General features: G+C 50.6%; 29 protein-coding genes and 1 riboswitch. Of the genes, 10 read left to right on the top strand and 19 right to left on the bottom strand.

The genetic code is table 11. The annotated features are described in order from the left end of the window. Positions 1-132: 132 nt before the first annotated feature. On the top strand, positions 133-702 hold the full coding sequence (locus AC07N2_RS09835) for a gluconate 2-dehydrogenase subunit 3 family protein (RefSeq protein ID WP_494778062.1): 570 nt from the start codon (positions 133-135) through the stop codon (positions 700-702). Beyond that, positions 702-2369: a GMC family oxidoreductase gene (locus tag AC07N2_RS09830; RefSeq protein WP_494778061.1), complete on the top strand. Its 1668-nt coding sequence runs from the start codon at positions 702-704 to the stop codon at positions 2367-2369. Before AC07N2_RS09835 ends, AC07N2_RS09830 begins: the two co-directional genes overlap by 1 nt. A gap of 46 nt (positions 2370-2415) precedes the next feature. Here AC07N2_RS09830 and AC07N2_RS09825 read toward each other — a convergent pair whose 3' ends face one another. From AC07N2_RS09825 to glyA, 13 genes are all read right to left on the bottom strand, one after another. Continuing rightward, positions 2416-3201 (bottom strand): sulfotransferase family protein, encoded by a 786-nt coding sequence (locus AC07N2_RS09825; protein WP_494778144.1) that lies wholly within the window; start codon positions 3199-3201, stop codon positions 2416-2418. Between the two features lie 233 nt (positions 3202-3434). Next, complete coding sequence (locus tag AC07N2_RS09820; protein WP_494778060.1) at positions 3435-4046, bottom strand: riboflavin synthase; 612 nt, start codon at positions 4044-4046, stop codon at positions 3435-3437. 17 nt (positions 4047-4063) lie between these two features. Further along, the gene (gene ribD, locus AC07N2_RS09815) at positions 4064-5155 is read right to left on the bottom strand and encodes a bifunctional diaminohydroxyphosphoribosylaminopyrimidine deaminase/5-amino-6-(5-phosphoribosylamino)uracil reductase RibD (RefSeq protein WP_494778059.1); all 1092 of its coding nucleotides are present in this window, start codon (positions 5153-5155) and stop codon (positions 4064-4066) included. 57 nt (positions 5156-5212) lie between these two features. Beyond that, positions 5213-5749, bottom strand: coding sequence for a GspH/FimT family pseudopilin (locus tag AC07N2_RS09810; protein WP_494778058.1), 537 nt, complete (start codon positions 5747-5749; stop codon positions 5213-5215). Between the two features lie 4 nt (positions 5750-5753). After that, positions 5754-6194 (bottom strand): type IV pilin protein, encoded by a 441-nt coding sequence (locus AC07N2_RS09805; protein ID WP_494778057.1) that lies wholly within the window; start codon positions 6192-6194, stop codon positions 5754-5756. Between the two features lie 9 nt (positions 6195-6203). Then, entirely contained in the window at positions 6204-8315 is a 2112-nt protein-coding gene (locus tag AC07N2_RS09800) for a pilus assembly protein (RefSeq protein ID WP_494778056.1), read from the bottom strand. A gap of 26 nt (positions 8316-8341) precedes the next feature. Beyond that, positions 8342-8929, bottom strand: a complete 588-nt coding sequence (locus AC07N2_RS09795; RefSeq protein WP_494778055.1) for a pilus assembly PilX family protein — start codon at positions 8927-8929, stop codon at positions 8342-8344. A gap of 29 nt (positions 8930-8958) precedes the next feature. Further along, complete coding sequence (locus AC07N2_RS09790) at positions 8959-9915, bottom strand: PilW family protein (RefSeq protein ID WP_494778054.1); 957 nt, start codon at positions 9913-9915, stop codon at positions 8959-8961. A 38-nt stretch (positions 9916-9953) separates the two neighbouring features. Beyond that, positions 9954-10544: a type IV pilus modification protein PilV gene (gene pilV / locus AC07N2_RS09785; protein ID WP_494778053.1), complete on the bottom strand. Its 591-nt coding sequence runs from the start codon at positions 10542-10544 to the stop codon at positions 9954-9956. Between the two features lie 295 nt (positions 10545-10839). Then, entirely contained in the window at positions 10840-11196 is a 357-nt protein-coding gene (locus AC07N2_RS09780) for a DUF1801 domain-containing protein (protein WP_494778052.1), read from the bottom strand. A 7-nt stretch (positions 11197-11203) separates the two neighbouring features. After that, positions 11204-11596 carry a VOC family protein gene (locus tag AC07N2_RS09775; protein WP_494778051.1) on the bottom strand — a complete coding sequence of 131 codons (393 nt, stop codon included), beginning with the start codon at positions 11594-11596 and terminating at the stop codon, positions 11204-11206. Between the two features lie 16 nt (positions 11597-11612). Further along, the gene (nrdR, locus tag AC07N2_RS09770) at positions 11613-12083 is read right to left on the bottom strand and encodes a transcriptional regulator NrdR (protein WP_076593755.1); all 471 of its coding nucleotides are present in this window, start codon (positions 12081-12083) and stop codon (positions 11613-11615) included. A gap of 200 nt (positions 12084-12283) precedes the next feature. Further along, positions 12284-13528, bottom strand: a complete 1245-nt coding sequence (glyA, locus tag AC07N2_RS09765; RefSeq protein WP_494778050.1) for a serine hydroxymethyltransferase — start codon at positions 13526-13528, stop codon at positions 12284-12286. Positions 13529-13706: 178 nt separating this feature from the next. Then, a riboswitch (ZMP/ZTP riboswitch) is annotated at positions 13707-13829 on the bottom strand. Positions 13830-14032: 203 nt separating this feature from the next. Between glyA and xth the strand changes: the two genes are divergently transcribed. Beyond that, positions 14033-14797 carry an exodeoxyribonuclease III gene (xth, locus tag AC07N2_RS09760; RefSeq protein ID WP_494778049.1) on the top strand — a complete coding sequence of 255 codons (765 nt, stop codon included), beginning with the start codon at positions 14033-14035 and terminating at the stop codon, positions 14795-14797. A 58-nt stretch (positions 14798-14855) separates the two neighbouring features. Here xth and AC07N2_RS09755 read toward each other — a convergent pair whose 3' ends face one another. The 6 genes from AC07N2_RS09755 to AC07N2_RS09730 all read right to left on the bottom strand — a co-directional run bounded on the left by AC07N2_RS09755 (position 14856) and on the right by AC07N2_RS09730 (position 19034). Then, entirely contained in the window at positions 14856-15347 is a 492-nt protein-coding gene (locus AC07N2_RS09755) for an arsinothricin resistance N-acetyltransferase ArsN1 family B (RefSeq protein WP_494778048.1), read from the bottom strand. A 204-nt stretch (positions 15348-15551) separates the two neighbouring features. Continuing rightward, complete coding sequence (locus tag AC07N2_RS09750; protein WP_494778047.1) at positions 15552-16529, bottom strand: Bug family tripartite tricarboxylate transporter substrate binding protein; 978 nt, start codon at positions 16527-16529, stop codon at positions 15552-15554. Between the two features lie 195 nt (positions 16530-16724). Further along, positions 16725-17072, bottom strand: coding sequence for a DUF6572 domain-containing protein (locus tag AC07N2_RS09745; RefSeq protein ID WP_494778046.1), 348 nt, complete (start codon positions 17070-17072; stop codon positions 16725-16727). A gap of 36 nt (positions 17073-17108) precedes the next feature. Then, positions 17109-17363 (bottom strand): hypothetical protein, encoded by a 255-nt coding sequence (locus AC07N2_RS09740; protein ID WP_494778045.1) that lies wholly within the window; start codon positions 17361-17363, stop codon positions 17109-17111. A gap of 37 nt (positions 17364-17400) precedes the next feature. Further along, positions 17401-18057 carry a class I SAM-dependent methyltransferase gene (locus AC07N2_RS09735; RefSeq protein WP_494778044.1) on the bottom strand — a complete coding sequence of 219 codons (657 nt, stop codon included), beginning with the start codon at positions 18055-18057 and terminating at the stop codon, positions 17401-17403. A 35-nt stretch (positions 18058-18092) separates the two neighbouring features. Further along, positions 18093-19034 (bottom strand): CysB family HTH-type transcriptional regulator, encoded by a 942-nt coding sequence (locus AC07N2_RS09730; protein ID WP_076593748.1) that lies wholly within the window; start codon positions 19032-19034, stop codon positions 18093-18095. Positions 19035-19181: 147 nt separating this feature from the next. Between AC07N2_RS09730 and AC07N2_RS09725 the strand changes: the two genes are divergently transcribed. Genes AC07N2_RS09725 through cobA form a run of 7 tightly spaced genes read left to right on the top strand, consistent with a single transcriptional unit; the run spans position 19182 to position 25929 of the window. After that, entirely contained in the window at positions 19182-19955 is a 774-nt protein-coding gene (locus AC07N2_RS09725; protein WP_012080304.1) for a sulfite exporter TauE/SafE family protein, read from the top strand. 9 nt (positions 19956-19964) lie between these two features. Then, complete coding sequence (locus tag AC07N2_RS09720) at positions 19965-21659, top strand: nitrite/sulfite reductase (RefSeq protein WP_494778043.1); 1695 nt, start codon at positions 19965-19967, stop codon at positions 21657-21659. Further along, positions 21652-22179 carry a DUF934 domain-containing protein gene (locus AC07N2_RS09715; RefSeq protein WP_494778143.1) on the top strand — a complete coding sequence of 176 codons (528 nt, stop codon included), beginning with the start codon at positions 21652-21654 and terminating at the stop codon, positions 22177-22179. Before AC07N2_RS09720 ends, AC07N2_RS09715 begins: the two co-directional genes overlap by 8 nt. After that, positions 22176-22904, top strand: a complete 729-nt coding sequence (locus tag AC07N2_RS09710) for a phosphoadenylyl-sulfate reductase (protein WP_494778042.1) — start codon at positions 22176-22178, stop codon at positions 22902-22904. The genes AC07N2_RS09715 and AC07N2_RS09710 overlap by 4 nt, the downstream gene beginning before the upstream one ends. Positions 22905-22910: 6 nt before the next feature. Continuing rightward, positions 22911-23846, top strand: coding sequence for a sulfate adenylyltransferase subunit CysD (gene cysD / locus AC07N2_RS09705; protein WP_076593744.1), 936 nt, complete (start codon positions 22911-22913; stop codon positions 23844-23846). After that, entirely contained in the window at positions 23846-25177 is a 1332-nt protein-coding gene (locus tag AC07N2_RS09700; protein ID WP_494778041.1) for a sulfate adenylyltransferase subunit 1, read from the top strand. Before cysD ends, AC07N2_RS09700 begins: the two co-directional genes overlap by 1 nt. Positions 25178-25194: 17 nt before the next feature. Then, positions 25195-25929, top strand: coding sequence for a uroporphyrinogen-III C-methyltransferase (gene cobA / locus AC07N2_RS09695; RefSeq protein ID WP_494778040.1), 735 nt, complete (start codon positions 25195-25197; stop codon positions 25927-25929). Positions 25930-25933 lie beyond the last annotated feature (4 nt).

The raw sequence follows: 25933 nt of genomic DNA, 5'->3' as shown, positions 1-25933 counted from the left end.
ATTTCGCCGAATAAGCTAACAAAATTTCGCTAGTAATGGTTATAGGCTTGCTTATCAAGCAAGCCTAATAATGATTGCCAAATAAATCCAAAGTACGATAATGGCCCGCTTATACCTCTGCCAAAAAATATTGTGCACATCACTTATCTCGCCATTCATACCGACAATCCGGCTTTCGCTTGTGCACAGAATTTTTTGACCAAGCACCAAATCCATCGTCGACGCTTGATTAAATTGGCGCTTGCAACTAGTGCACTTGCTACGATTCCATCATTTGCGCAAGCAACAAGCATTCCATCAAACTCACCGACTGCAAGTATCTTGCTGCACTCTCTTAATGCATTGGTCGATACATTCATCCCTGCGGATAATTGGACACCTGCTGCTTCAACACTAGGCGTAGGCGACATTATTTTGAAACAGGCAGAGAGCGACATGCTATTTCGACCATGGTTGATGGAAGGCTTGAAATGGCTGGATCAAGGTGCAACGGGTAGCTTCATCATACGCAGTGAAGATGAGCGCACCTTATTGCTTGAGAAACTCGCGAATAATCCAGTCGGAAGCCAGCCGCGTATCTTCTTTGAACTTTTAAGAGTACGCACTATGACTGCCTACTATGCAGATCCACGCAGCCAGCGCGGCTTGGTGATCGATAGACCACCGCAGCCTATTGGCTATCCAGATTTTGCAGACGCCTGATGAATTTCGATGACTTTGACGTAATCGTCGTTGGATCGGGCGGTGGTGGCGGTGCGAGCGCATGGCGTCTCGCAACGCGAGGTTTAAAGGTACTGGTACTGGAGGCGGGCAAAAAGTTCGACCCATTGCGCGACTACACATTAGACACACCGGCATGGGAAGTCAGCGACTTTCCAAAAAAGCCGGGCAGTCAGGGACGTTATACATACGCGCCCATGCAGTCACTTGATTCTGCACACGCCGATCTGCGTTCATGGAATGCAGTGAGTGGCGCAACGAATCAAACGCAATCACGCCAGCCAGCCAATGGCGGCTATCAACATGTACGCGGCGTTGGTGGCAGCACTTTACGCTACACCGGAGAAGCACACCGCCTGCATCCAGAGTCCATGAAGATGAAGACGCACTTTAATGTTGCAGCGGATTGGCCGATGGATTATGCGACGCTCGAACCTTACTATGCACAAGCAGAAAAAATTATCGGCGTTGCCGGGCCAATAGATGCAGGTGCTCGCTGGCGCAGTACGCCCTACCCGCTTCCTCCACATAGGCTCAGCAAAGCATCCCGCAAGCTTGAATCTGCCGCCGCTAAGTTAGGGATGCACTGGACGGCCAACTCACGCGCCGCGCTATCTGTTGCTTACGATGGCCGACCACCGTGCAACTACTGCGGAAATTGCAACCGCGGATGCCCAAGAATGGACAAGGGCTCGGTTGATATCACCTACATCCCCAAAGCTATCGCGACAGGACGATGCACCGTTCTGACGGATCGATGCGTCACCCTTCTGATTGCAAACGGGCGAAGAATTACACATTTCGTCTGCGTCGATAACAAAGGGCAGTCCGTGCATATTCCAGTCAAGCGATTGATACTCGCATGCGGTGCAATAGAAACACCACGCTTGCTGCTTGCATCCGCCTATGACAAGGCACCGAATGGTTTGGCCAATGAGTCCGGACAAGTCGGCAAGAATTTCATGGAAACCTTGAGCTGGGCCAGCACTGGCATGCTGTCGGAACCCATAGAGAGCTTCAAAGGATTGCCGGCAGATTCCATTTCATGGGACTACAACCAACCTGACGGCATACCAAATGTCATCGGTGGATGTCGCTTCTCCAGCTCTATACAGGAATCTGGATTAAACGGCCCCATTAACTACGCAACCAGAATCGTCAGCGGCTTTGGTAAAAGCCATAAAGAAAAGATGCGGCATGCAATCGGCCAGGCAATTTCCGTTGGCTCCATTGGAGAATTCTTGCCCAACAATGGAACGTATATCGATCTTGATCCACAAGCCAAGGATGCATACGGCGTTCCCTTGGCGCGCATTCATTCGGTCTTGGGCGAATCCGAATTGGCAAGGCTGCGCTTTATGGCTGGCATGTGCCGAGAAATTCTGAAGGCTGCAGGCGTAACGCAATTAGTTGAAGAGTACGGCACCATGGATTTTTTTAATTCTACTCATGTGTTTGGCACCTGCCGTATGGGCACTGATCCCCGCGATTCTGTGGTTGACTCATTTGGTCGAAGTCACTCGCTGGATAATTTGTCGATTTGCGATGCGAGCATATTCCCTAGCAGCGGCGGAGGAGAATCCCCTTCCCTCACGATTGCGGCGTTGGCGATCAGAAATGCCGATGCGATTGTCGATCAGTTGAAATGAATCGGCATTTTCACACCGATTCACTACACAAAAAACTGCTTAGACCTTAGACAATTTGAACGCCATGCGGATTCAATTCCGGATTGCGCCAAAAGGCATCATTTGCAAAACGATGAAATACATCTGGCGGCAAAATCGTTTGCCGCGAAGCTGCATGCACCTTAGGACGAATGGCATGCAGGCCAGGTGTGCCTGCTCGAGTATCAAATTCACCTGAGTCATAAACGACATTGTCGAAATCATGCGTGTACTTAGCTTCACCTGTGAACGCATACACCGCATCCAGCACACGCTGAGGGTCAGTTACCAACGTCTCATACGTTACTAACAAGAGCTTGTTGGCTTGCTCACCATAAAAGGCTTCCTTCAATGCGTTATACGCAAATCCAAGCATGCCTTCGCCATTCGCAATCCCATCCGCACGCGAGTAAACGTTATTACCCGGTTGATATTGAAAAATAGAGGAAGGTGAAAAACTATTTCGACGAACCAGTTGCTCGATACTATCAACGATCCATGGCACGTCTCGTACACAGGCAATGACGCGACTTTCAGGAAACAAACTATTGATCAAGGGCATACGCGAACACCATGCTCTATTCGTGTCGAAGATCACTTCCTGTTCAAACTCCGGACCATAATAGTTATCGAAAACACCGTGCAAGATGCGCTTGCGTTGTTCATCCGTGATGAAGACAGAATATTCATTACCTGCGCTCATTTCGCCCAATATACGACCTACGATGCCGGCAACCGGACCGCTCATGCCGGCGTGAAAACGTGGATTTTGTTTTAAGAGTGCAGACAGCAAGGTCGAACCCGAACGAGGCAGGCCAGAGATGAAATGAATCGGACGAATTTTGTAGCCTCTTTAAGGTGAATAACTAAGATCGAATTTGCAAGCTCAGCGATTATATGTTGATTTGCTCGTAAAACTTCCGTCTTCCGCTGACCCCGCTCACAGGACCGCAATACAGCAAACAAACTAAAGACAAATCATTAGATTTAAAAAAAGCCATGAGGAGCAAGCTTGCTCTTCATGGCTTTTTTGTTGAATCCAAATACTTATTTGGATGCGCTCAGCATGCGCTCGACATATCTCGCGATCAAATCTATTTCCAGATTGACCTTGCTACCTGCTTTCAAATGCTTGAGCGTAGTGACTTGAACCGTATGTGGAATCAGGTTAACTGAGAACGTACAGCCATCAGCACTATCGGAAACAGTATTCACCGTCAATGAAACACCGTTTATCACGATAGAACCTTTTACCGCGATAAATTTACCTAATTCTTTAGGCGCAGTTACCGCCAGCAGCCACGACTCACCTACTGGTTCGAACTTGCTGACAACACCCAAGCCATCAACGTGACCAGATACGAGATGACCGCCAAGACGCTCCGATAAGGTGACTGCTTTTTCCAGATTAACTTCACCGACTGCATCCAGCCCGGCGGTGCAATTCAAGCTCTCACGAGAGACATCAACCTCGAATTGCTTGTCTGTCTTGGCCACCACCGTCATGCACGCACCGTTCAGGGTGATGGAATCGCCCAAGGCTACATCCGCCAATGGCAAGCCGCCGGCATCCACTGTCAGGCGATGTCCAGCCTCAGCATCGCCGAGAGGAGAAATGGTAGTGATTTTGCCGATAGCGGCGACGATTCCAGTAAACATGATGAGGACGAAATAAGTTAGATGAAACGAGCAAGGATACGCAAATCGGGGCCGATCTGCTTGACCTCATGGAAAGTCAGATTTCTTTTCTGCTCCAGCGACTCCAGCACTGGTAGATTAAACATGCGTTGTGCGTCGCCCAACAAGGTTGGTGCCAGATACACCAGCAGCTCATCAACGCAGCCTTCGCGGATCAAGGAGCCATTCAATTTAAAGCCGGCTTCCACGTGCAGCTCATTGATTTGACGACGACCTAGCTCCAGCATCAGCGCTGCTAAATCGACCTTGCCACTGGTATTCGGCAAGACGATGACTTCATTGCCAAGATCACGCAGAATTTTTTCTTTTTCGGGATTGGCTTGTGCGGCTACGATTAAAGTGCCACCACCCGTCAATACACGCGCATGCGTACTGATCTGTAATTGGCTATCGATCACGATGCGCTGTGGTTGACGTGGCGTATCGATGGCACGCACATTCAGTTGCGGATCGTCTTCCATCACGGTACCGATACCAGTCAGAATGGCACAGGCGCGCGCGCGCCAGTAATGACCATCAGCGCGCGCTTCATCGCCGGTAATCCATTGGCTGATGCCGTTATGCAAAGCCGTCATGCCATCCAGGCTGGCTGCCGACTTCATGCGCACCCACGGCTTGCCGTGCTGCATGCGTGACAGGAAGCCGATATTGATTTCGCGCGCTTCCTCTTCCAGTACACCGCATAAGACTTGTATTCCAGCGGCTTCCAGTCGCGCCAATCCCTGTCCTGCCACCAATGGATTCGGGTCAGTGATGGCCGCGACCACACGCGCTACACGCGCACGAATCAAGGCATCAGCACAAGGCGGCGTGCGGCCGTGATGGCTGCATGGCTCCAACGTTACATATACAGTCGCACCAGCCACATCAAAGCCGCGATCGGCTGCATCGTTCAACGCTTGTACCTCGGCATGCGCATGACCTACCGGTTGCGTATAACCGGTGCCTATGATTTTGTTTTCCTTGACGATGACGCATCCGACGCGCGGGTTAGGTGTCGTCGTGAACATGCCTTTGGCGGCTAGTTCCAATGCCAGGCGGATACCTTGTACGTCGCTATGAATTTCCACGAGACTCTTTGTGTATGGTGATAAATAATCGATATATGCAACCGTCGCTGATGCTGATCAACAAGTTGCCGCTTCCTTGGTCGGATTACACACGCGTGGCCGACCGAGAAAATTGATCACGATCTTGCGCGATTGCGGCCCCAGTTCCAGCAACCAATTCCCCGATTGCGAAGTCTGGCTGCTCGCATTGGTGCGCGTGCGTCCAGTGCCATTGAATGCGATATATTGTACTTTCGAATCGGTAAAGCTGGGTGTGATCCGCATCTCGCGATCAAGCGCATCGTGGGAATACACAATAATTTCATCCACATCCGGACGTTGATTATTGTTTTCATCGATGAAAACGACCCAGCCATTATTCCATTTCAATCCATCTTTCGGCACCAGATCGACACGCGTACCGCGATGTATCGCTTCCGAGCGTGCCAGATTAACCGACATAAACAAGGCATTCGTCGCTGTTGCCAATCGCTGGCTTTGTATCATGCTGCGGAAACTGGGAATGCCGATGGACAAGGCAATTCCTACGATCGCCAGTATTGCCATCAACTCAACAACTGAGAATCCACTGCACCATTTGATTTTAGTATGCATGGCATCACCAACAATGATTTGCACCAGCCATTTTTTCACCAGTACTGGTCAACATCAATTTTCCACAGACTGGATCACGATAACTGGCATTCACCTTATTCGTTCCCGGGTGTGCGATCAATAACACGCAATTTCGGATTTCTTCGTCATTGCATGCCTGTGCGCTAATTTCATACGCACTCACCTTCGCGTGTTCACCAGAAAACCAGTTGAATCTCTTTTCGTTTACATCTGTGGACGAGGATGAAAATGGCATATAAGTCGTATGCAGGGAATAATAACGCTCTTGCTGTTGCATGGTCTTCATCAATGCTGCACGCCCCTCTGCCCGCTTCGTCTTTAATATTGATTCTTGATATGACGGAAAGGCAATTGCGGAAAGAACTGCCATGATGATTAACACAACCATCACTTCTATCAGTGTGAAACCGCCACTGCTTCGCATGATGTCATCCTATTTTTTGTTGAGTGAGCTACGTAATTCGACCCAGTTGACAATTTCTCGCCAGCTCAGGCGACCAGCAATCTTGACGGTCTCAAGTGCGCTTTCTTTCATCGATTCGCCCACGTTTTTTACCTTGCCGGTCAGAGGATCAATAACTTCCAGTTTTTCCTTGATGCGGCGCTTGCCAGTGGCATCGCGCTCCGTCACTTCGTTTGATGTTGCCACCACCATCATCGGAACATTCACCGCACCCATGTTTGATAGGTAGCCAGTCCAGTTTGCACTGACAGACAAGCCAGTGAGCACATCCAGTACATAGGAGCGCCCACTCGCGTTTTTGCAAGGATCATTACTGGGAATCAAGGTATTGAAGAATAATCTTCCATCGACAATCTGTGCGGAACTGATGCTGCGCTCGCCCGTTTTATCAGAATCAATGAAGTCGAAATACCAACCCTTCTCACCAGAACCAGCGCTACCATATTTGAAAGCGTCGCCGCTGATTTCCAGCATGTCGTTGCTAGCGGCGCTGACTGCCAAACGTCTTTCTGCAAGCTGCTGCCGTCCAGCGATCTTCTCGCCTGCATTATCTAGAATCCCGTAAAAAGATTGTTTTCTGAAGCCGATTTCCTGAATATCACTCGCTTCCATGAACTTCCCCGTACCGAAGGACACTAGATAACCTCGTTCAGGTGCAAATACGACAGTAGCCTTTTGTGTGATGGCTTGCCTATTCTTGTTCGCATCCATGGCGACGAATAAAGGCTTGGACGATGCACCGCCAAAAACATTAGTCCACGGTACGCTTCCGCTGAAATCGAAACGCCACATATTTCCCTGCAAATCGCCAGCATAGATAACATCCACTGCGCCGTCCCCGGCAAAGGTGAGTGCAGGCGCAGCCAAACCATTCGGCAGATTTTGATCGCTGATCGGGACGTTGAATTTGAAATAATTAAGGCCAGCTGTCCATTTTTCCGATAGTGTCTTATCAAGCGCTAACAGAAAAAGTGCACTCGATGCGCTTGCATTGAATTTCCCTTTACCGTCATCCCGATAGTTATTCAGTCCACTGGCAACGACGGCAAAGTATCGGTACGTAGGCACACCTTTGACAACACTCACTTTAAATTTCACAATGCTTGCCGGGCCAAAAACATTACCGATGTCAGGATCATCTGTATCGGTAAATTCCCATACAACGCCGGCTCCTTGCTCAAATTGTTCCGGTGAAGTCACATCCAGTGCAAACACTCCCTGTGCACCGCCGCCCATGCCGGATACCAACACACTGCGCCATTGCTTGCCAACACGCACTTCGGCGACCGTAATCGCGCCATCCACATACGGGAGATGAGTAGTATTCGGCGAAGTCAATTGTCCTAGACGATCAAACAATGCATGTGGAATATAAGCAAACAACTCTTCACCAGTCACTGCATCAAAGGCATGCAACATACCGTCGCTCGCGCCTACATACACCGTTGGACGACGCGCCCTGTGTACCTCATGAAACTCGCGATAATCAGCACCTTGCACATTGCTGGAAGGTGCGCCGACAAATACCGGAACACTATGCACAATCGCACCAAGTACGCGATCACGTGCACGGAAGATGCCTTCTGCCTGACCTAGTTCGTATCTACGCCCACCGCGCAAATAGTCCAGACGTTTTTCGCCTAATTGATCGTTGGTACCGTTAAGTGGTGATGTATTCAGCGCTGCTCTTTGCACAGTGGACAAGTTAGTCCAAGAGAAGGGAATCATGCTCAACGATAGATCGCTGTTTAATCTCGCAGTGTAAATACGGCGTGCATCTGAGTCTGGCCTCGCCGGGGACGATCCATTACCAGTCAACAAATCTGCTGCATCCCACTCGGCAGATGGAGCATTGCCTCCCGTCTGCTTTAATGGCAATTTCTTCAAACTCCCGCTCCATGTCAGCGGGTTGAATCCTGTCTGATACAAATGCGCGCCGTCACCGGACATATTTATCGTAGATACCGTCGCACCCGATATGGTTAATTTTCCTGCGGGATCAGAAGTGCAACGCATAGAAATCAAGGGATCGCTGACAAGATCAACTTCCGGAGCGGCAATCGCATGAGTGCTCATGAACATGGATAACGCGTAAACAAGACAAACTCTCATCGGCCAGCCTTGCGATAAATCGTTTGTAATACCACTTGTGTCGTCTCACGCGTACCAAAACCGATAGCTGTAATTCGATAGAGATACTCAACTTGATCGGTACTTTCACCTATCTTTCTATGCGTTATCAATTCAATGATGTAGCGCGGTGCTCTATCCGGCAGCGAACCAGCACCTGTTTGAAAAGACTGTCCGGTAAATCTGCCGTATGGCACGGACTGGCTTGTTTTATCCATCCCATCCATGAAGTTGACGGTTTGCCATACAGGGGCAACACCTTCTGTCGCAGAGCGACACAAACCCAGATAAATATTCTGTACACCACTACTGCAAACAGCGTCTGCTTCACTCGGAAAACCAAGCGCACTGCTGCGGGAGAAAATATGGCTACGGGATCTATTCACATCCGGTGAATGTTCAATATCCATTTCTGCATCCAGCAACGCAGCTTCGGCAGCCTGGAAAGCAATCTGCCTATCTCTATCGTTGCGCGATGATTTCTCACTCTGCAAGGCAATCTGCGCCGCGGCGATTCCCAGTAGCAAAACCACAACCAGCATCAATAACGTGACGACCAAAGTCACGCCATGCTGATAACGTCGGCAACAAGCTCTCACGCACCGCTACCCGCGACATCATTACGCAACTGTATGGTTTGCGTAAAAACTTTCCTGATCCGATTGCGCACGGAGCTCAGCAATGCATCTTCCTTGATGCGCACACCTTTATCGCTGGATGCATGCATATTCGCATATTCAGCACCAAACAAATCGTGCTCAGCAATCAAGGCATCATCACGCGCTGTTTGCGAACCGCGTATCAATAATGAAAATTTGATTGAACGCACCCGCTTCCAATACGTCTTGCGATTTTTATCTGTTGCACGCGCTACAGCGTTAGCCCCAGTCAGCAACAAACCATCATCCAAATCGTCGACCGCACTTGCATTGATAAAACGATCCGGCAAACCGTCGCCATCCACGTCGATGCCATACAGAACCTGAAAAGACTCCACACCACGCGCAATGGCATCTGCATTCCAGCTTGTTTTAGAACGATATTTGCAACGTAGTTCAGGTTCACCCGCACTATCCTTTGCTACAAAGAAGATGCTCCAGCCACGTTCCTGTTCAGCATCAGTTGATGACGTTGCAGCAGGAACGATCAAGCCAGCACAGTTAAGGACAGCATCGCCATCACCGAAAAAACGCAAGGCCAGAATATCGCTACCATTGACCACATCGGAAGAGGAAGAGACAGGTGACTCCAGGCCAGCTGTAGTTTTCTTCAAGGTCATCGCATCCATGCCCATCACGTTCGGACTGAAATCGGAGGAAGCAAGAGCTGGCATCCATTCGCTGCTCCAGTTTTCATGTCCTGCCTGGCGTATCGCACGCGATAAGATTTCCATCGCATAGCGCCCTGTTTCCTGGACGTGCCCACTCTGATCCTGCACGACGTAAGCAGCCTTACTCGATAACAGCAAGCCAGTTACCGTCAGCAAGATGAACAAACCCAGCGTCATCGCGATCATTAATTCAATGATCGTCCATCCTTGTTGGCGTGACATGAAAATCGCTTGCAGACAGCGGATTGAATTTACCCGCCTCATTTAGCATACGGTGCAACAGTCAGTACTACAGTTGGCGTAAATGTTTTTCTACTTTCACCAGACGACTTGTCATCATGGTTTTTATCCGTCCAACCGATTTTGATTACCAACGACGCAATCGATGCCATCCCGGTCGCGGCTACACAATCCCAATTGAAATGTCGATTCGCACTATTCCACGGTTCAGCATCCCGACAAATACGCACGCGTCCGCCAGGCAATTCATTATCGATGCGACGCAACCATCGTTCGATATCAAAATTGGCTAGCTGTCCCGCATCACAATGCGTATCGGCACCGTAGCAATGATGGAGAGATTGATGAGAACTTGTGATTGAAGATGATTGATAATCGACGCGCACATACGGATTAATCGCATCATCCAATTGCATCTGGCTGACATTCGCGCGCATCTTGTCTGCCATTTCCGTCGCAAGATGCAATGCCTTGGTTTGAAAAACAGATTGTTGCGTTGTCCGTAAAGCGGTCAATTGCATACCGGCCGCACCGATCACACCAACTGCCAATACAAAAACCGAGATCAATACTTCAATCAGCGAAAATCCATGTTCCGTCGATGCCATCATCCAGTGTCTTTCCCCAATGTGCGTGATGCTCAGTTAAGGTGAACTGCATTCCTCAAAGATAAATAGCCTCTTTGACAATTATTATTGTGGCAATTTTTTGAAATTTTTCGTATCCCATCAATATGGGAAATTTTATTAAGCGATAAATGGGAATGCCATATACGCCATGCATCTGCAAGCAGGTGCATGGTCTTTCAAGCTTGGAAATTCGAAGAGTAAGGTGATGAAGAAACTATTGGATGCGGACTAGATGTAGTACGAGATGCTTAATGATTGTTGCTGCAATGGGGCTGAATTAATCATGCGCATTGGCAAGTGCTAGAGCAACGTAAGCAACAAGATACTTGCTCTTGATTTCATCCAGAGTACGTATTTTGATATGGCGACGCAACTTGCCCTTACCTTCAAGAACACTCCAATCATCTTGCAAATCGCAACCACGACCGAATTCGATGGATACATGTTCAGCATAGGCATACACACCGCAGAAGTCTTTCGGCGCTGCGAACATAAAGCCGCCATACATCACACGTTCTGAAGCGTTCGGTACTGCCGCATAAATCGTCTTGCGGACTGCCTGCACCAAATCGTATCGCTCCGGATTAACGAGGCGAAGATCGCTCAGCAGTTGCTCGACTCTGGCGTCACTCATGGATCAATCAGGAAGCAATCGGCGTGCACAGCTCTACCAGGGAGCCGTCAGGACAACGCACGTAGGAAACGATTTGTCCCCACGGTTTGGCCGTCGGTGGCGACAGCTCTGTAGCACCTATAGACAACGCTTTTGCATGCGCCGCTTGTACATCGTCTGTTGTGAAGGCAATTTCAATACCGAGTGGTTTGGGTGAAGTGTGGGCAGCAATATGCCCTGTTGAATAATTCATCTCAGCGAGATCGTGCGCTGCAAATGCCAGCGTCGTCGCGCCGGTTTCCAGCTCACCATAGGTGCCGGATTCATGCAGAAAGCGTCGCGAGAATCCGAATGCCTGCTCAAAGAACTGCAAGGATGCAACCACGTCCGGAACATAAATGATGGTGTAGGCGAATTTCATTCGTCGTTAGCTAGCGTTATTTGGCTGGAGGTTTGCGCTCACGCCCCACTTCGGCAATCGCATCCTGGAATTCTGCCACGTCTTCAAAACTCTTATAGACCGAGGCAAAACGAATGTAGGCAATCTTGTCGAGTCGTTGCAGCTCACGCATGACCAGCTCACCGATCTGACCGGACAGCACTTCGCGTTCGCCACTGGAAAGCAGCTTTTGTTCTATACGATGAATCGCAGCATCAACTGCCTCGGCCGAGACAGGACGCTTGCGCAAGGCCAGTTGCAAACTGCCTTGCAGCTTCTTGGGATCGTAGTCGGTGCGACTGCCGTTCTTCTTCACGATCACCGGCATCGCTAATTCGATGCGCTCGTAAGTCGTAAAACGTTTATCGCAATTCACGCAGCGACGACGACGACGTATGCTGTCGCCCTCTTCCGAAACGCGTGTATCGAGAACCTGGGTATCGTCGTGCTGGCAAAAAGGACATTTCATCGCGGTGCGTGGCCTTATGAATCGTTACGTCAGCGAAACAAATATGTTCATCTGCAAAATGATGCAAAGCAAATACTAATCTAAGCCAACATCCCAAAATGGCCTTGCCTGAGTAAATTACTCAGACAAGGCCATTTTGCTGCGCCCTTCACTTCAATGAAGAGCACTTTTCAACTACAACAAACTTTAAATCAAAACGATCAACCGTAGACTGGGAAGGCTGCGGTCAATTTTTTGACTTCGGCTTTCACGCGTTCGATGGTTGCTGCATCGTTTGGATTATCCAATACGTCAGCGATCAGATTGCCGACCTTGGTTGCTTCCGCTTCCTTGAAACCACGTGTAGTCATGGCCGGGCTGCCGAGGCGAATACCGGAAGTGACGAATGGTTTTTCTGGATCGTTAGGGATCGCGTTCTTGTTACAAGTGATGTGTGCTGAACCGAGCAAGGCTTCTGCATCTTTACCTGTGATTTTCTTGGCGCGCAGATCAACCAGCATCACATGCGATTCGGTACGGCTGGAAACGATGCGCAGACCGCGTGCGATCAGTGCTTTGGCCAATGCGTCCGCGTTCTTCACGACTTGCTGTTGATACACCTTGAATTCAGGCTCCAGGGCTTCTTTGAACGCAACTGCTTTACCAGCGATCACGTGCATCAATGGGCCGCCTTGCAGGCCTGGGAAAATCGCCGAATTGATGATTTTTTCGTGTTCAGCCTTCATCAAGATGAAGCCACCGCGTGGGCCGCGCAGGGATTTATGCGTGGTCGATGTGACGAAGTCTGCGTATGGCACTGGATTCGGATATTCGCCTGCTGCGATCAGACCGGCGTAGTGCGCCATGTCGACCATGAAGTAGGCGCCGATTTCTTTTGCGATTTTAGCGAAGCGTTCGAAGTCGATGCGCAATGCGTAGGCCGATGCACCAGCGATGATCAGCTTAGGTTTGTGCTCACGAGCCAGACGTTCCATCGCGTCGTAGTCGATTTCTTCTTTTTCGTTCAAGCCGTAGGAGACAACGTTGAACCATTTGCCAGACATGTTCAATGCCATGCCGTGCGTCAAGTGGCCGCCTTCTGCCAGCGACATACCCATGATGGTATCGCCTGGTTTCAGAACTGCCAGAAACACACCTTGGTTAGCTTGTGAACCGGAGTTAGGTTGTACGTTGGCAGCATCTGCGCCAAACAATTTTTTCAAGCGATCGATCGCCAGTTGTTCAACGATATCGACGAATTCACAACCACCGTAGTAACGCTTGCCTGGATAACCTTCGGCGTACTTGTTGGTCAGTTGTGTTCCTTGCGCTTCCATCACCGCAGGCGATGTGTAGTTCTCGGACGCGATCAACTCGATATGTTCTTGCTGACGGTTATTTTCCTTCTGGATGGCCGACCACAATTCTGCATCTGTTTTTGCCAGGGTCTGGTCTTTTGAAAACATGAATCACTCCAATCGTTCAAAAAAATGGGCAGGAAGCCATAATCCGATGCACAACAGCACGCCAAAACAGAATCGAACGAACTGTAAAGACATGCCTATACAAAGCAAAACAACAACCTGGGATCGAATGAGGGTGCCAAAATTTGAACGCGCAGGCAGCCTCAGTCGTACTCTCCATTCGGGCTACCCAGGCGCACGGCAATGAAATCTCACGCTTCACGGTGGATAGACCCACCTTACGACCTGATTTACCCATAAAAGCGGAGAAAATCGGCCGGATTCGCCAGTCACGTGAGACGAAATGGTGCGTAGATTTTACGGCAAGCGTCTGTTTTGGGCAAGCAGCACGCCTCGCCCTTCAAGATAAATAAATGACAATATCGCGCCGCGCGCCTACGGCGGTACGACTGATACAATCCCGCATCAAAAGCGGAAAATTGGATAAACCAACTATCTCCCCCGCTCACGCCACAAACCCGCATCACGAATGGATAGTCACACAACATGAAAATAGCTACCTGGAACGTTAACTCCCTCAAAGTCCGCCTGCCGCAAGTGCTGCAATGGCTGACTGACAATCCAGTCGATGTGCTCTGCCTGCAAGAAACGAAAACAGTTGATGAGAAATTCCCTGCGGCAGAAATTGAAGCCGCCGGATATCACGTCGTCTTCACCGGCCAGAAAACCTATAACGGCGTCGCCATCCTGTCGCGCCACCCGATTACAGATGTCGTCAAAAACAATCCCCTGTTTGAAGATGAACAGCAACGCATCATCGCCGGCACGATAGAAGGCATCCGCATCGTGTGTGCCTACATCCCGAACGGTCAATCGCCGGAATCGGATAAGTATCAATATAAGTTGAAGTGGTTGAGTGCCTTGCACGAATGGCTGGCACAAGAACAAAAGCAGCATGAAAATCTGGCCTTGCTGGGCGACTACAACATTGCACCGGAAGATCGCGACGTACACGATCCCGCTGCATGGGTAGGTCAGATTCTGGTGTCAGAACCGGAACGTGCTGCCTTCGTTCGTTTGCAAGAAATGGGATTCACCGATGCTTTCCGCATGTTTGAACAACCGGAAAAATTGTTTAGCTGGTGGGATTATCGCCAAATGGGCTTCCGCCTGAATCGCGGCATGCGCATCGATCACATCCTGTTGTCGCCATCATTGGCAAAGCGTTGCACTGCCTGCGTCATTGACAAGGTACCGCGCAAATGGGAACAACCATCCGATCACACACCAGTGATTGCAACGCTGGATTAAGCAGCGTTCAAACAATTCAACAGGCCGCTTTTGCGGCCTTTATTTTTATGGTGGAGATTTACAAAAGCAGTTGCCAGTAACCGACATCCACCCATTGATCGAACTTTCTGCCGACCTCCGGCAAATGTCCTACCTTCACAAAGCCCAGTTTTTCATGCAAGGCAACACTGCCAGGATTGGGCAATGCAATACCTCCGAATACGGCGTGTACCGACTGCTTGGATAACTCAGCAATCAATCTCTGATACAACAGCGTACCGATTCCTTTGCCGCCACTGTCTTCCGCGATATAGACCGAGCTTTCTACCGAATGCTGATACGCCTTTCTGATTCTCCATTTACCTGCATAGGCGTAGCCGAGTATGCGTCCCTGCTCTTCATATACCAGCCATGGGAATTCCGCTGAAACGTCTTTTATGCGCTGCGCCATCTCTTCGACACTGACGGCTTCCGTTTCAAAGCTGATGACCGTATTGAGGATGTAAGGATTGTAGATCTGGCAAATGGCGGCGGCATCTTGTGCAGTTGCCAAACGAATTGAATCGGACATGATGAAACTTCGCGAAGAAATAAATAGGGAATCTGTAGTGTAACCAAATCGGCGCTTTTTTATTTTCCTTGCCAACAAAAACAAGAAGCACCTTCCGAATGTAAAAATGCCCCGCTGTACAACACGGGGCATTTCAATATGTCGCTATACATCCACGACACGATCATTATTCAATCTCGCACATGGCAAGATTGAAGATCAACATCAGTCTACAGTCGCACCACTTTCTTTCACGACTTTCGCCCATTTGATCGATTCTTCTTTGACGAATGCAGCGAAGTTTTCTGGGGTATCGCCAACATAGTCAGAGCCGGTATCTGCCAGGATTTTTTTGAATGCTGGTTCTTTCATGATTTTCAGAGTTTCAGCATTGATCTTGTTGACGATTGCTTTTGGTGTACCTGCTGGTGCGAAGAAACCGTACCAAGCGTAGGAAACCACTGCTGGGTAACCAGCTTCAGCAAAAGTTGGTACGTCAGGCAATTGTGGTGAACGTTGTGCGCCCGATACTGCAATCGCTTTTACCTTGCCGCTCTTGATGTGCGGCATGATCGCAATCATGCTGTCGAACATCACAGGCACGTGGCCACCCAACAGATCGGAAATCGCAGGTGCCGAACCTTTGTAAGGAACGTGTGTGATATCCAGCTTGGTCACGCTCTTGAACAATTCACCAGTCATGTGCTGTGGTGTACCTGAACCAGCAGATGCGTAGGAAAACTGTGGCTGAGTCTTGATGTAAGCGATCAGTTCTTTCAAGTCCTTGGCTGGAACGTTAGGGTTCGCAACCAGCACCAGCGGTACGCGCAACAGATTGGTGATCGGCACCAGATCTTTGCTCGGATCGAAAGTCATTTTTTTGTACAGGCTAGGATTGATCACAATCGGTGCGCTGGACGTAATCAACAGTGTGTTGCCATCTGCTGGTGCACGCGCAACTGCTGCACTACCGATGTTACCGCCGCCACCGCCGCGATTATCGATAACAAAAGGATGGCCGAGATCTTCGGTCAAACGTTTAGCAACAGGACGTGCAGCGATATCGGATGGACCACCTGGTGGCCATGGGACGACTACGGTTACTGTCGAGTTCGGCCAGCTTTGGGCCAGAGCGCTTGCAGAAAAACTTGCTGCTGCGAATGCGCAAAGAAGTAATTTGCTGCCGCGGGATATTTGTCTCATTCTTCAATCCTTATAAAAATTAAACTACGCTTCAGAGATTGTGATCTTGTTGGCATACCAAACAATCACACAGAACCAGAATCGCTAAGGGTAAAGGCGATGGATGTTGCGCCTAGGGAAGGAAGGATACCTCAATTCGGATTCCGAATAACCATATTTACCGGTGGATATGCTGCTCATATCCAATTGATTTACTCAAGCATCGGGTACATCGTCCGCATACGCAGAACCAAGTGGCCCGAAATGCATTGCATAACCTGCATCTATCAATATGTTTTGCGCCCGCTCCAGAAAGGCGCGTGCTGTGGCGTTCGGCGCGTAGATGCATTGAATCTCTATAGAGAAATCCTGTCCGCGCGCAGCGGGATACAAGATATAAATCTCGCCGCTTTCTATCAAATGCAGATAGTTATTTATTTTTAATTGAAGTTTGACGAGATGATCGTCGTCCCATATCAGGTGATCAAGGATGCTTAACTTACACGAACCTGACACCTGATCCAGACTGACCAGATCGATCAACTCAGCTTGCTCGACCGTCATGCTTTAAATGAAGTTAACAAAACCATAGACTTGCATTTAACGTTTGACCAATTGCTTTTCAAACGCGATATCGGATTTGGTTTGCCGTCTCGGCTTTTGCGGACCGTAGGCTTTGACGAAGGTCACAAATTCATCCAGTGGCAGCCGTTCACACAGAACGACGGGCGCACCTTCTCCGGCGTTATCGACCAGATAAAACGATTCGTCGGAGGTACGCACCATCGCGTAGTGCTCGTTACCGCTGCGTTCTTTCAGCCGCTCGACGGCGGCTGTGGCTCGGGTTGATCTCACACTATGCTCCCGTATGTATGTGCCGACGATAAAGCATTCATCGCAAACGCGCCGTCAGCATCCAGTAGTGTTCAGTATGATGAACGCGCATATCTTTTAACAAAGGTCCAAGACGTTTGCGCAAGGTGCTATTGGTATAGTAATTCTTCAGAATCTCGTAACGTTCACCGTTTGGCAGTGCATGAATCTGGTAAGTATTGCCTTCCAGATCAGTACGCGCGATCACAGTTTTTTCGGTTTCTACGTGTGAGTTATCAACCAGCACCAACAAACCGTCCTGACCAATGATCTTGCGGATACGGGCTATCACTTCAACCTGATCCTGACGTTTAACGTGCGACCACCAGAAGCCGGCAAAGCAGGCGTTGAACTCGCCTTCGACTTGCGGGTCCAGCGCATCAGCAACGGCGAACTGCACGATCTCTTCCGGCAATTCTCTTCCCTTGGCCTGCTCGATCAAAGTCGGATTGATATCCGTTGCTAGCACTGAGGCTGCATATTCTGCCAATTCGTCCGTCCAGTAACCGTCGCCGCATGCGAGCTCCAGCACGTGCTGATCCGTCATGAACTTGCGCAGGTTCTCCATGATGTCGTCGAGCGCATCTGCGCCATCCGGATTTTCAATATCTTCTTCGTCGAAATTGTTACGGACCGCGTAGTACTCGGCCATATCGGTGTTTACCGGTTTTATCATGCTGCTCTTACTTCCAAAAAAATCGTGAATATTCTTTATAGTTCATACATATCTTTTTCGCCGCTTAATACTTGTTCAACCAGTTTGCGATTGAGCGTAGGCGTCAATAATTCGATGAACGTAAATACATAGCTGCGCAAATATGCGCCTTGCTTCAAAGCCACGCGCGATACATTGGTGCCAAATAAATGACCAACAGGGATCGCACGCAAATTCTTGTCGCGTTCGGGATCAAAAGCCATTCCCGCGATGATGCCTATGCCCATGCCCAATTCAACATAGGTTTTAATGACATCGGCATCGATTGCTTCCAGCAACACATCCGGCTTGAGGTTGCGCAGACTGAAGGCATGATCAATCTTGTTCCGACCGGCAAACGCACTATCGTAGGTAATCAGCGGATAAGCGCTGATTTCTTCCAGCGTAATCGATTTTGACTTCAGCAATGGATGATCCAGCGGCACCACCACTTGATGCTCCCACTGATAACAAGGTAGTGAAATCAAACCATCTATGCTGGCGATCGATTCCGTCGCAATCGCCAGATCGGCCTGGCCCATCAAGACCATATCCGCCACTTGCTTCGGATTGCCTTGCAATAAAGACAATCTTACTTTTGGGAATTTCTGTGTAAAGGCTTGCACCACCTTAGGCAGGGAATATCGCGCTTGTGTATGCGTAGTCGCAATTGTAAAGCTACCGCTGTCATGTGCGGCGAATTCATTGCCTATGCGCTTGAGGCCGTCAATTTCCTGCATGATCAGCTCAACCGACTTCAAAACGGCCCGTCCCGGCTCAGTCAGGCCGCGTATCCGCTTGCCGTGGCGCGAAAAAATGTCCACGCCCAGCTCTTCTTCCAACTCAATAATTGCCTTGGAGACACCTGGCTGCGAGGTAAACAGCGCCTTGGCCGCTTCCGTCAAATTATAGTTCTGTCGCACCGCTTCCCGAACGAAGCGAAGTTGATGGAGATTCATGTCTTCCCCTCATGTTTTCGACTGAAATTGCGTTCAATCATTTTTCATCATTGCTTATATCAAAAAAGCATATAAGCAAATAATTAGTAAGTAGTTTGGAATAAGGCTCAAGTTTATTACTATTCGCCCTACTTTGCGCGAGGTCTTATGTCCGTTACTTATATTGTTTCAGGTTTTGCTGTCGGATTACTGGTCGGTTTGACCGGTGTCGGCGGTGGCTCCCTGATGACACCTTTGCTTACCCTGCTGTTCGGCGTCTCGCCAACGGTAGCGGTCGGCACGGACCTCGCCTTCGCTTCTACCACCAAGATCGCAGGCACCTTTGCCCATCGTTACAAAGGCAATGTGCACTGGAATATCGTCAAGCAACTGTGCATAGGCGCCTTGCCTGCAGCCGTGCTGACGACACTCGTATTGAAGTATCTGGGCGGCCTGGACAAGGAAATCGGCCAGGTTATCCGTTATTCGATCGCCGGCTCGGTGATGCTGACCGTGATTGCCCTGATTTTCCGCACACGCCTGCAAAACTGGATGAGCGCCCATCCTAACCGTCAATTCCACGGTAAAAAACTGGTCACAGCGACCATAGTTTCGGGTGCAATTCTTGGCACATTGGTTACAATCTCATCTATTGGTGCCGGTGCAATCGGCGCCACCATACTGGTTCTGCTCTATCCACGCCTGACACCGGCTGAAATTGCCGGTACCGACATAGCCTACGCAGTGCCTTTGACCGCGATTGCGGCGCTCGGCCACTGGTGGCTCGGATCGATCCATTGGGAATTGCTAGCCATGTTGTTGCTCGGCTCCGTGCCTGGCATCACATTGGGATCACTGGCATCGCGAGCCATACCGGAAAAAGTATTGCGCGTTCTGTTGGCTACCACGCTGACGACCGTTGCCTTTAAGTTAGTTTACTAAGGAATTGAGATGTATCGCTACGATCAATACGACCATCAAATCGTCAAAGAACGCATCGCGCAATACCGCGATCAAGTCCGTCGTCGCCTCTCCGACGAGCTGGCAGAGGATGAATTCCGTATCCTGCGCCTGCAAAACGGCCTGTACATGCAGCGTCATGCCTACATGCTGCGCATCGCCGTGCCTTACGGCCTGCTGTCGTCGGCACAGATGCGCATGTTCGGCCATATCGCCCGCAAGTACGACCGCGGCTATGGTCACTTCACGACGCGCCAGAATATCCAGTTCAACTGGATCAATCTGGAGGAAACACCGGACATCCTGACTGAACTCGCTTCGGTCGAAATGCACGCGATCCAGACTTCCGGCAACTGCATCCGTAACACGACGTCGGACGAATTGGCTGGCGTTGCCGCCGACGAAATCGTCGATCCGCGTCCATACGCAGAAATCATCCGCGAATGGAGCACCTTCCATCCGGAATTCGCTTACCTGCCACGCAAATTCAAGATCGCCATCAGTGGCGCAAAAGAAGATCGCGCTGCGACTGCGGTGCATGACATTGGCCTGCACGTGATCAAGAACGAACAAGGCGAAATCGGTTTCCGCGTGATGGTTGGCGGCGGCATGGGTCGTACGCCTATTCTCGGCAGCGAGATCTGCGCATTCCTGCCGTGGCAACACGTGATGACTTATCTGGAAGCGATCCTGCGCGTCTATAACCAATACGGTCGTCGCGACAACATCTACAAAGCGCGTATCAAGATTCTGGTCAAAGCGATTGGCATCGAAGAATATCGCCGTCAGGTCGAAATCGAATGGCAAGACATCAAAGATGGTCCGGGAACCGTGACTGAAGAAGAATTGAATCGCGTCGCTGCATTTTTCACTGCGCCAGCGTACGAAACGTTATCTGCAGACAACGCAGATTTCGAAGCGAAAAAAGCGGAAGACAAGGCATTCAAAAACTGGCTGACACGCAACGTCAAGGCACACAAAGTCCCAGGCTATGCAGCCGTGGTTTTGTCCGTCAAGAAAACCGGCGTGCCTCCAGGCGATGCTACTGCCGAACAACTGGACTTCATGGCTGATCTGGCTGATCGCTACAGCTTCGGCGAACTGCGCGTCACGCACGAACAAAACGTCGTGCTGTCCGACGTCAAATTGTCCGATCTGTACACAGTCTGGCAAGAAGCCAAAGCGCAGGGATTGGCAACGCCGAATATCGGTTTGTTGACTGACATGATCTGCTGCCCAGGCGGCGACTTCTGCTCACTGGCGAATGCCAAATCAATTCCGATTGCGGAAGCGATTGCAGAGCGTTTCGACAATCTGGACTTTCAGCATGACATCGGCGATATCGAATTGAATATCTCCGGCTGTATCAATGCCTGCGGTCACCATCACGTCGGCAACATCGGCATTCTCGGTGTCGATAAAGATGGTTCGGAGTGGTATCAGGTTTCGATCGGCGGCGCGCAAGGCAATATCAGCTCGATCGGCAAGATCATCGGCCCATCGTTCTCGGCACATCAAATGCCGACCGTGATTGAACGCTTGCTCGAAGTGTATGTACGTGACCGTATCGAAGATGAGCGCTTCATCGATACCACACGTCGTATCGGCGTTACGCCATTCAAGGAACATGTGTACGCAACGCCTATCAAGGTTGCGCACGCCGCAGGAGAAGATGCATATGCTTAACATCATCAAAGATAAAGCCGTAGTCGGTGAAGACGATTGGACCTTGTTGCGATTGGCAGAAGGCGAAACCGCTGAAACCGTTGCGGTCCCGGCCGGCAAAGTCATCGTGCCGCTGACCGTATGGCAAGCGCAAGCTGTCACTCTGAAAGCACGCAGCGACGTCGGCGTCTGGCTCGCCAGCGACGAACGTCCGGAAGCATTGAAAGACGATACAGCAACGCTGCAAATGATCGCCGTCGACTTCCCTAAATTCGGTGATGGTCGCGGTTACTCGATCGCTTACAACCTGCGCATGCGTTTCGACTACACCGGCGAACTGCGTGCAGTTGGCGATGTGTTACGCGATCAGTTGTTCTATATGCAGCGCGTCGGCTTCAACTCATTTGCCGTACGTGCTGATCGCGATGTGAACGATGCGTTGAAAGGCTTGAGCGACTTCTCCGAAAGCTATCAACAATCGTGGGACAAAAAGACTCCGTTGTTCCGTCGTGTTGACCGTCAGGCAGTGGCGCCAAAATGAATGAAGCAGACTTCGCCGCGCTGGTAGCGGCCACCAAAGAAACACTGCAGCGCGTAGCGGATCAGTTCGCACCTGCAGTATTCGCTTCCAGCCTCGCGGCGGAAGATATGGTGTTGACCGACATGATCCTGCGCGACAAGCTGTCCATCGGTATTTTTACGCTGGAAACTGGCCGTCTGCACGCAGAAACGCTGAGCGTACTGGACCGCATCAAGGAAACCTACGATTACGACGTCGAACTGTATCGTCCGCAACCGGAAGCAGTCGATGCCTACGTCAAGCAAAATGGTTTGAACGCTTTCTACGAAAGCGTCGACATGCGCAAGGAATGCTGCCGCATTCGCAAGGTTGAACCTCTGAATCGTGCACTGGCCGGCAAGCATGCATGGGTCACCGGTCAGCGCCGGGCGCAATCGACTACCCGCGCCGCACTCGATGTGCAGGAGCAGGATGAAGCCCACGACATGATCAAGTTCAATCCGCTCGCGGATTGGTCGGAAGAAGATGTATGGCACTACATCCGTAGCAATAACGTGCCGTACAACCCTCTGCACGACAAAGGCTTTCCATCCATCGGTTGCGAACCTTGCACCCGTGCGATCCAGCCGGGCGAAGATGTACGCGCCGGACGCTGGTGGTGGGAAAACCCGGAATCCAAGGAATGCGGCTTGCACGTCGTCGACGGCAAGCTAATCAGAATCAAACCCGTAGCAACTAACGCCTGAGATCCTATGAACACAGTAGTTGATAAATTATTTCTCGATAGCGCCAGCAACAAGCATCTGGACTGGCTGGAATCGGAAGCCATCCACATCATGCGTGAAGTGGCGGCTGAATGCGCCAACCCTGCACTGCTGTTTTCCGGCGGCAAGGACTCGGTCGTGATGTTGCGTCTGGCGGAAAAAGCTTTCCGTCCTGGTAAATTCCCTTTCCCGTTGGTGCACATCGATACCGGCCACAACTTCGATGAAGTCATCGCTTTCCGCGACAAGCGCGCTGCCGAACTCGGCGAACGTCTGATCGTTGGCTCAGTGGAAGATTCGATCAAGCGCGGCACCGTACGCCTGCGCAATCCTTTGACCGATTCGCGCAATGCAGCACAAGCAGTGACCTTGCTGGAAACCATCGCTGAATACAAGTTCGACGCCTGCATCGGTGGCGCCCGCCGCGATGAAGAAAAAGCGCGCGCCAAGGAACGCATCTTTTCCTTCCGCGATGAATTCGGCCAATGGAATCCAAAAGCACAGCGCCCTGAACTCTGGGACTTGTACAACACGCGCGTCCATCCGGGCGAAAACATGCGTGTATTCCCTATCTCGAATTGGACCGAACTCGACGTCTGGCAATATATCGCCCGCGAAAAACTGGAACTGCCATCGATTTACTTTGCGCATCAGCGCCAAGTGATTCCACGCAACGGCTTGCTGGTGCCGCTGACACCGTTGACGCCAGCGAAAGACGGCGAAACAGTTGAAACGCAAACAGTGCGTTTCCGCACCGTCGGCGACATCTCCTGTACCTGCCCGGTATCGTCGGATGCAGAAACAGTCGACGCGATCATTGCTGAAACTGCCATCACACAAATCACCGAGCGCGGCGCAACCCGCATGGACGATCAAACGTCCGAAGCATCGATGGAAAAACGTAAAAAAGAAGGATATTTCTGATGAGCGCAGTAGCAGAACAATTGTCATTAAAGAATACCGGCACAGCAGCGGCTGAACGCGGCTTGCTGCGCTTTATTACCGCCGGTTCCGTCGATGACGGCAAGAGCACATTGATCGGTCGCCTGCTGTTCGACAGCAAAGGTATCTTTGCCGATCAACTGGATGCAATGTCGCGCGCCAAGCATAAACGCACAGTCGGTGACACCATCGATCTGTCCTTGCTGACAGATGGTTTGGAAGCAGAACGCGAACAAGGCATCACGATTGACGTCGCCTATCGTTACTTCGCCACACCTAAGCGCAAGTTCATCATCGCCGACACACCAGGCCATGAGCAATACACTCGCAATATGGTGACCGGTGCGTCGACTGCAGATGCCGTCATCATTCTGATCGACGTCTCCAAGGTCAAACTCGGCGACGATGGCAGCGTGGAATTGCTGATTCAAACCAAGCGTCACTCGACCATTGCGCACTTGCTACAAATCGAGCACGTGATTGTTGCCGTCAACAAGATGGATTTGGTCAACTACGATCAAACCGTCTATGACCGTATCGTTGCTGCGTACTCGGAATTCGCACAAACATTGGGCCTGAAAGATATCCGTCCAATTCCATTGTCAGCTCTCGCAGGCGACAACGTCGTCACACGCGGCGAAAAACTGGATTGGTACCAAGGTCCAACCTTGATCGAATTGCTGGAATCGCTCAGCGTCTACGATGAATCGCATGACGAACCATTCCGTTTCCCAGTGCAACTGGTAGCACGCCACAACGGTCACGAAGCCGATGACTTCCGTGGTTACATGGGTCGTATCGAAGCTGGCAAAGTCAGCAAAGGCGACAGGCTGGTTATTCAACCTAGCGGCCAAACCGCAACCGTCAAAGATATCCAGACTCTGGATGGCTCCTTGGAACAAGCGGTAGTTGGTCAATCGATTACCTTGCTACTGGAAGAATACGTCGACATTTCGCGCGGCGATATGCTGTCGGCCGCAAGCCGTCCAGCTGAATTGCTGAAGACTGTGAATGCAGACCTGTGCTGGTTGTCGGAAGAACCACTGGATGTACGTCGTAAATACTGGCTCAAGCACACGACACGTCAGGTGGCTGCACGTATTACCAAAATCGATACGCTGCTCGACATCAACACACAAGAAAAACGTCCTGCCGATGAAGTCAAACTCAACGGCATCGCCAGCGTCACTCTGAATGTGGCACAGCCATTGGCAGCGGACGCTTACGACGAAATCCGTTCCACCGGTTCCTTCATTTTGATCGATGAAGTCACGCATCAAACCGTGGCAGCTGGCATGATTCGTCTGGCATAAAAGGTATTACACGCAGCATGACGCAAGAGAAAAAAGCGTACGGGAAAGTCTATCTAATCGGTGCCGGCCCCGGTGCCGTCGATCTGATCACCGTACGCGGTGCGCGCATTCTGGCGCAAGCTGATGTCGTGCTGCATGACGCATTAGTCACACCCGAGATGCTGGAGCTGTGCCCGCAGGCAGAGAAAATTTCTGTCGGCAAACGCAGCGGCCAGCGCTCCACTGCACAACTCGCCATCAATCAACTGCTTGTTGATTGCGCCGCCAAATACAAATTGATCGTGCGCCTGAAAGGTGGCGATCCCATGCTATTCGGGCGCGCAGATGAAGAACTGCATGCTTTGGAAGAACACGGTATAGCCGTCGAAGTCGTCCCCGGCATTACCACCGCATTTGCCGCAGCCGCCGCGACTCTGCAACCGCTGACCAAGCGTGGCATCGCGCGCAGCATTGCCTTCTTCACATCAGCGACCGCACCTAATCAGCCTGACCAATTAACACTGCCCGACTGCGACACACTGATCCAATACATGGGTGGTCGTGAAGCCATCGTTACTGCACAAAAATTATTGGAACAAGGTCGCTCACCGGACTTGCCAGTGGTCGTCGTGGAAAACTGCAGTTTGGAAAATCAGAGGATTTTGCGCATCACTTTGCGCGAGCTGGAACAAGGTTTGCAAGATACACAAGGACCAGTGCTGGTAATGATAGGCGCAGCACTTGCAACACGCGTCATACCAAAAACTGTTTAAACAC

It is taken from the genome of Herminiimonas sp. GW821-FHT09C12 (assembly GCF_059416385.1).
The sequence above is the reverse complement of the archived record's forward strand: the minus strand, read 5'-3'. Positions and strand labels throughout refer to the sequence as shown.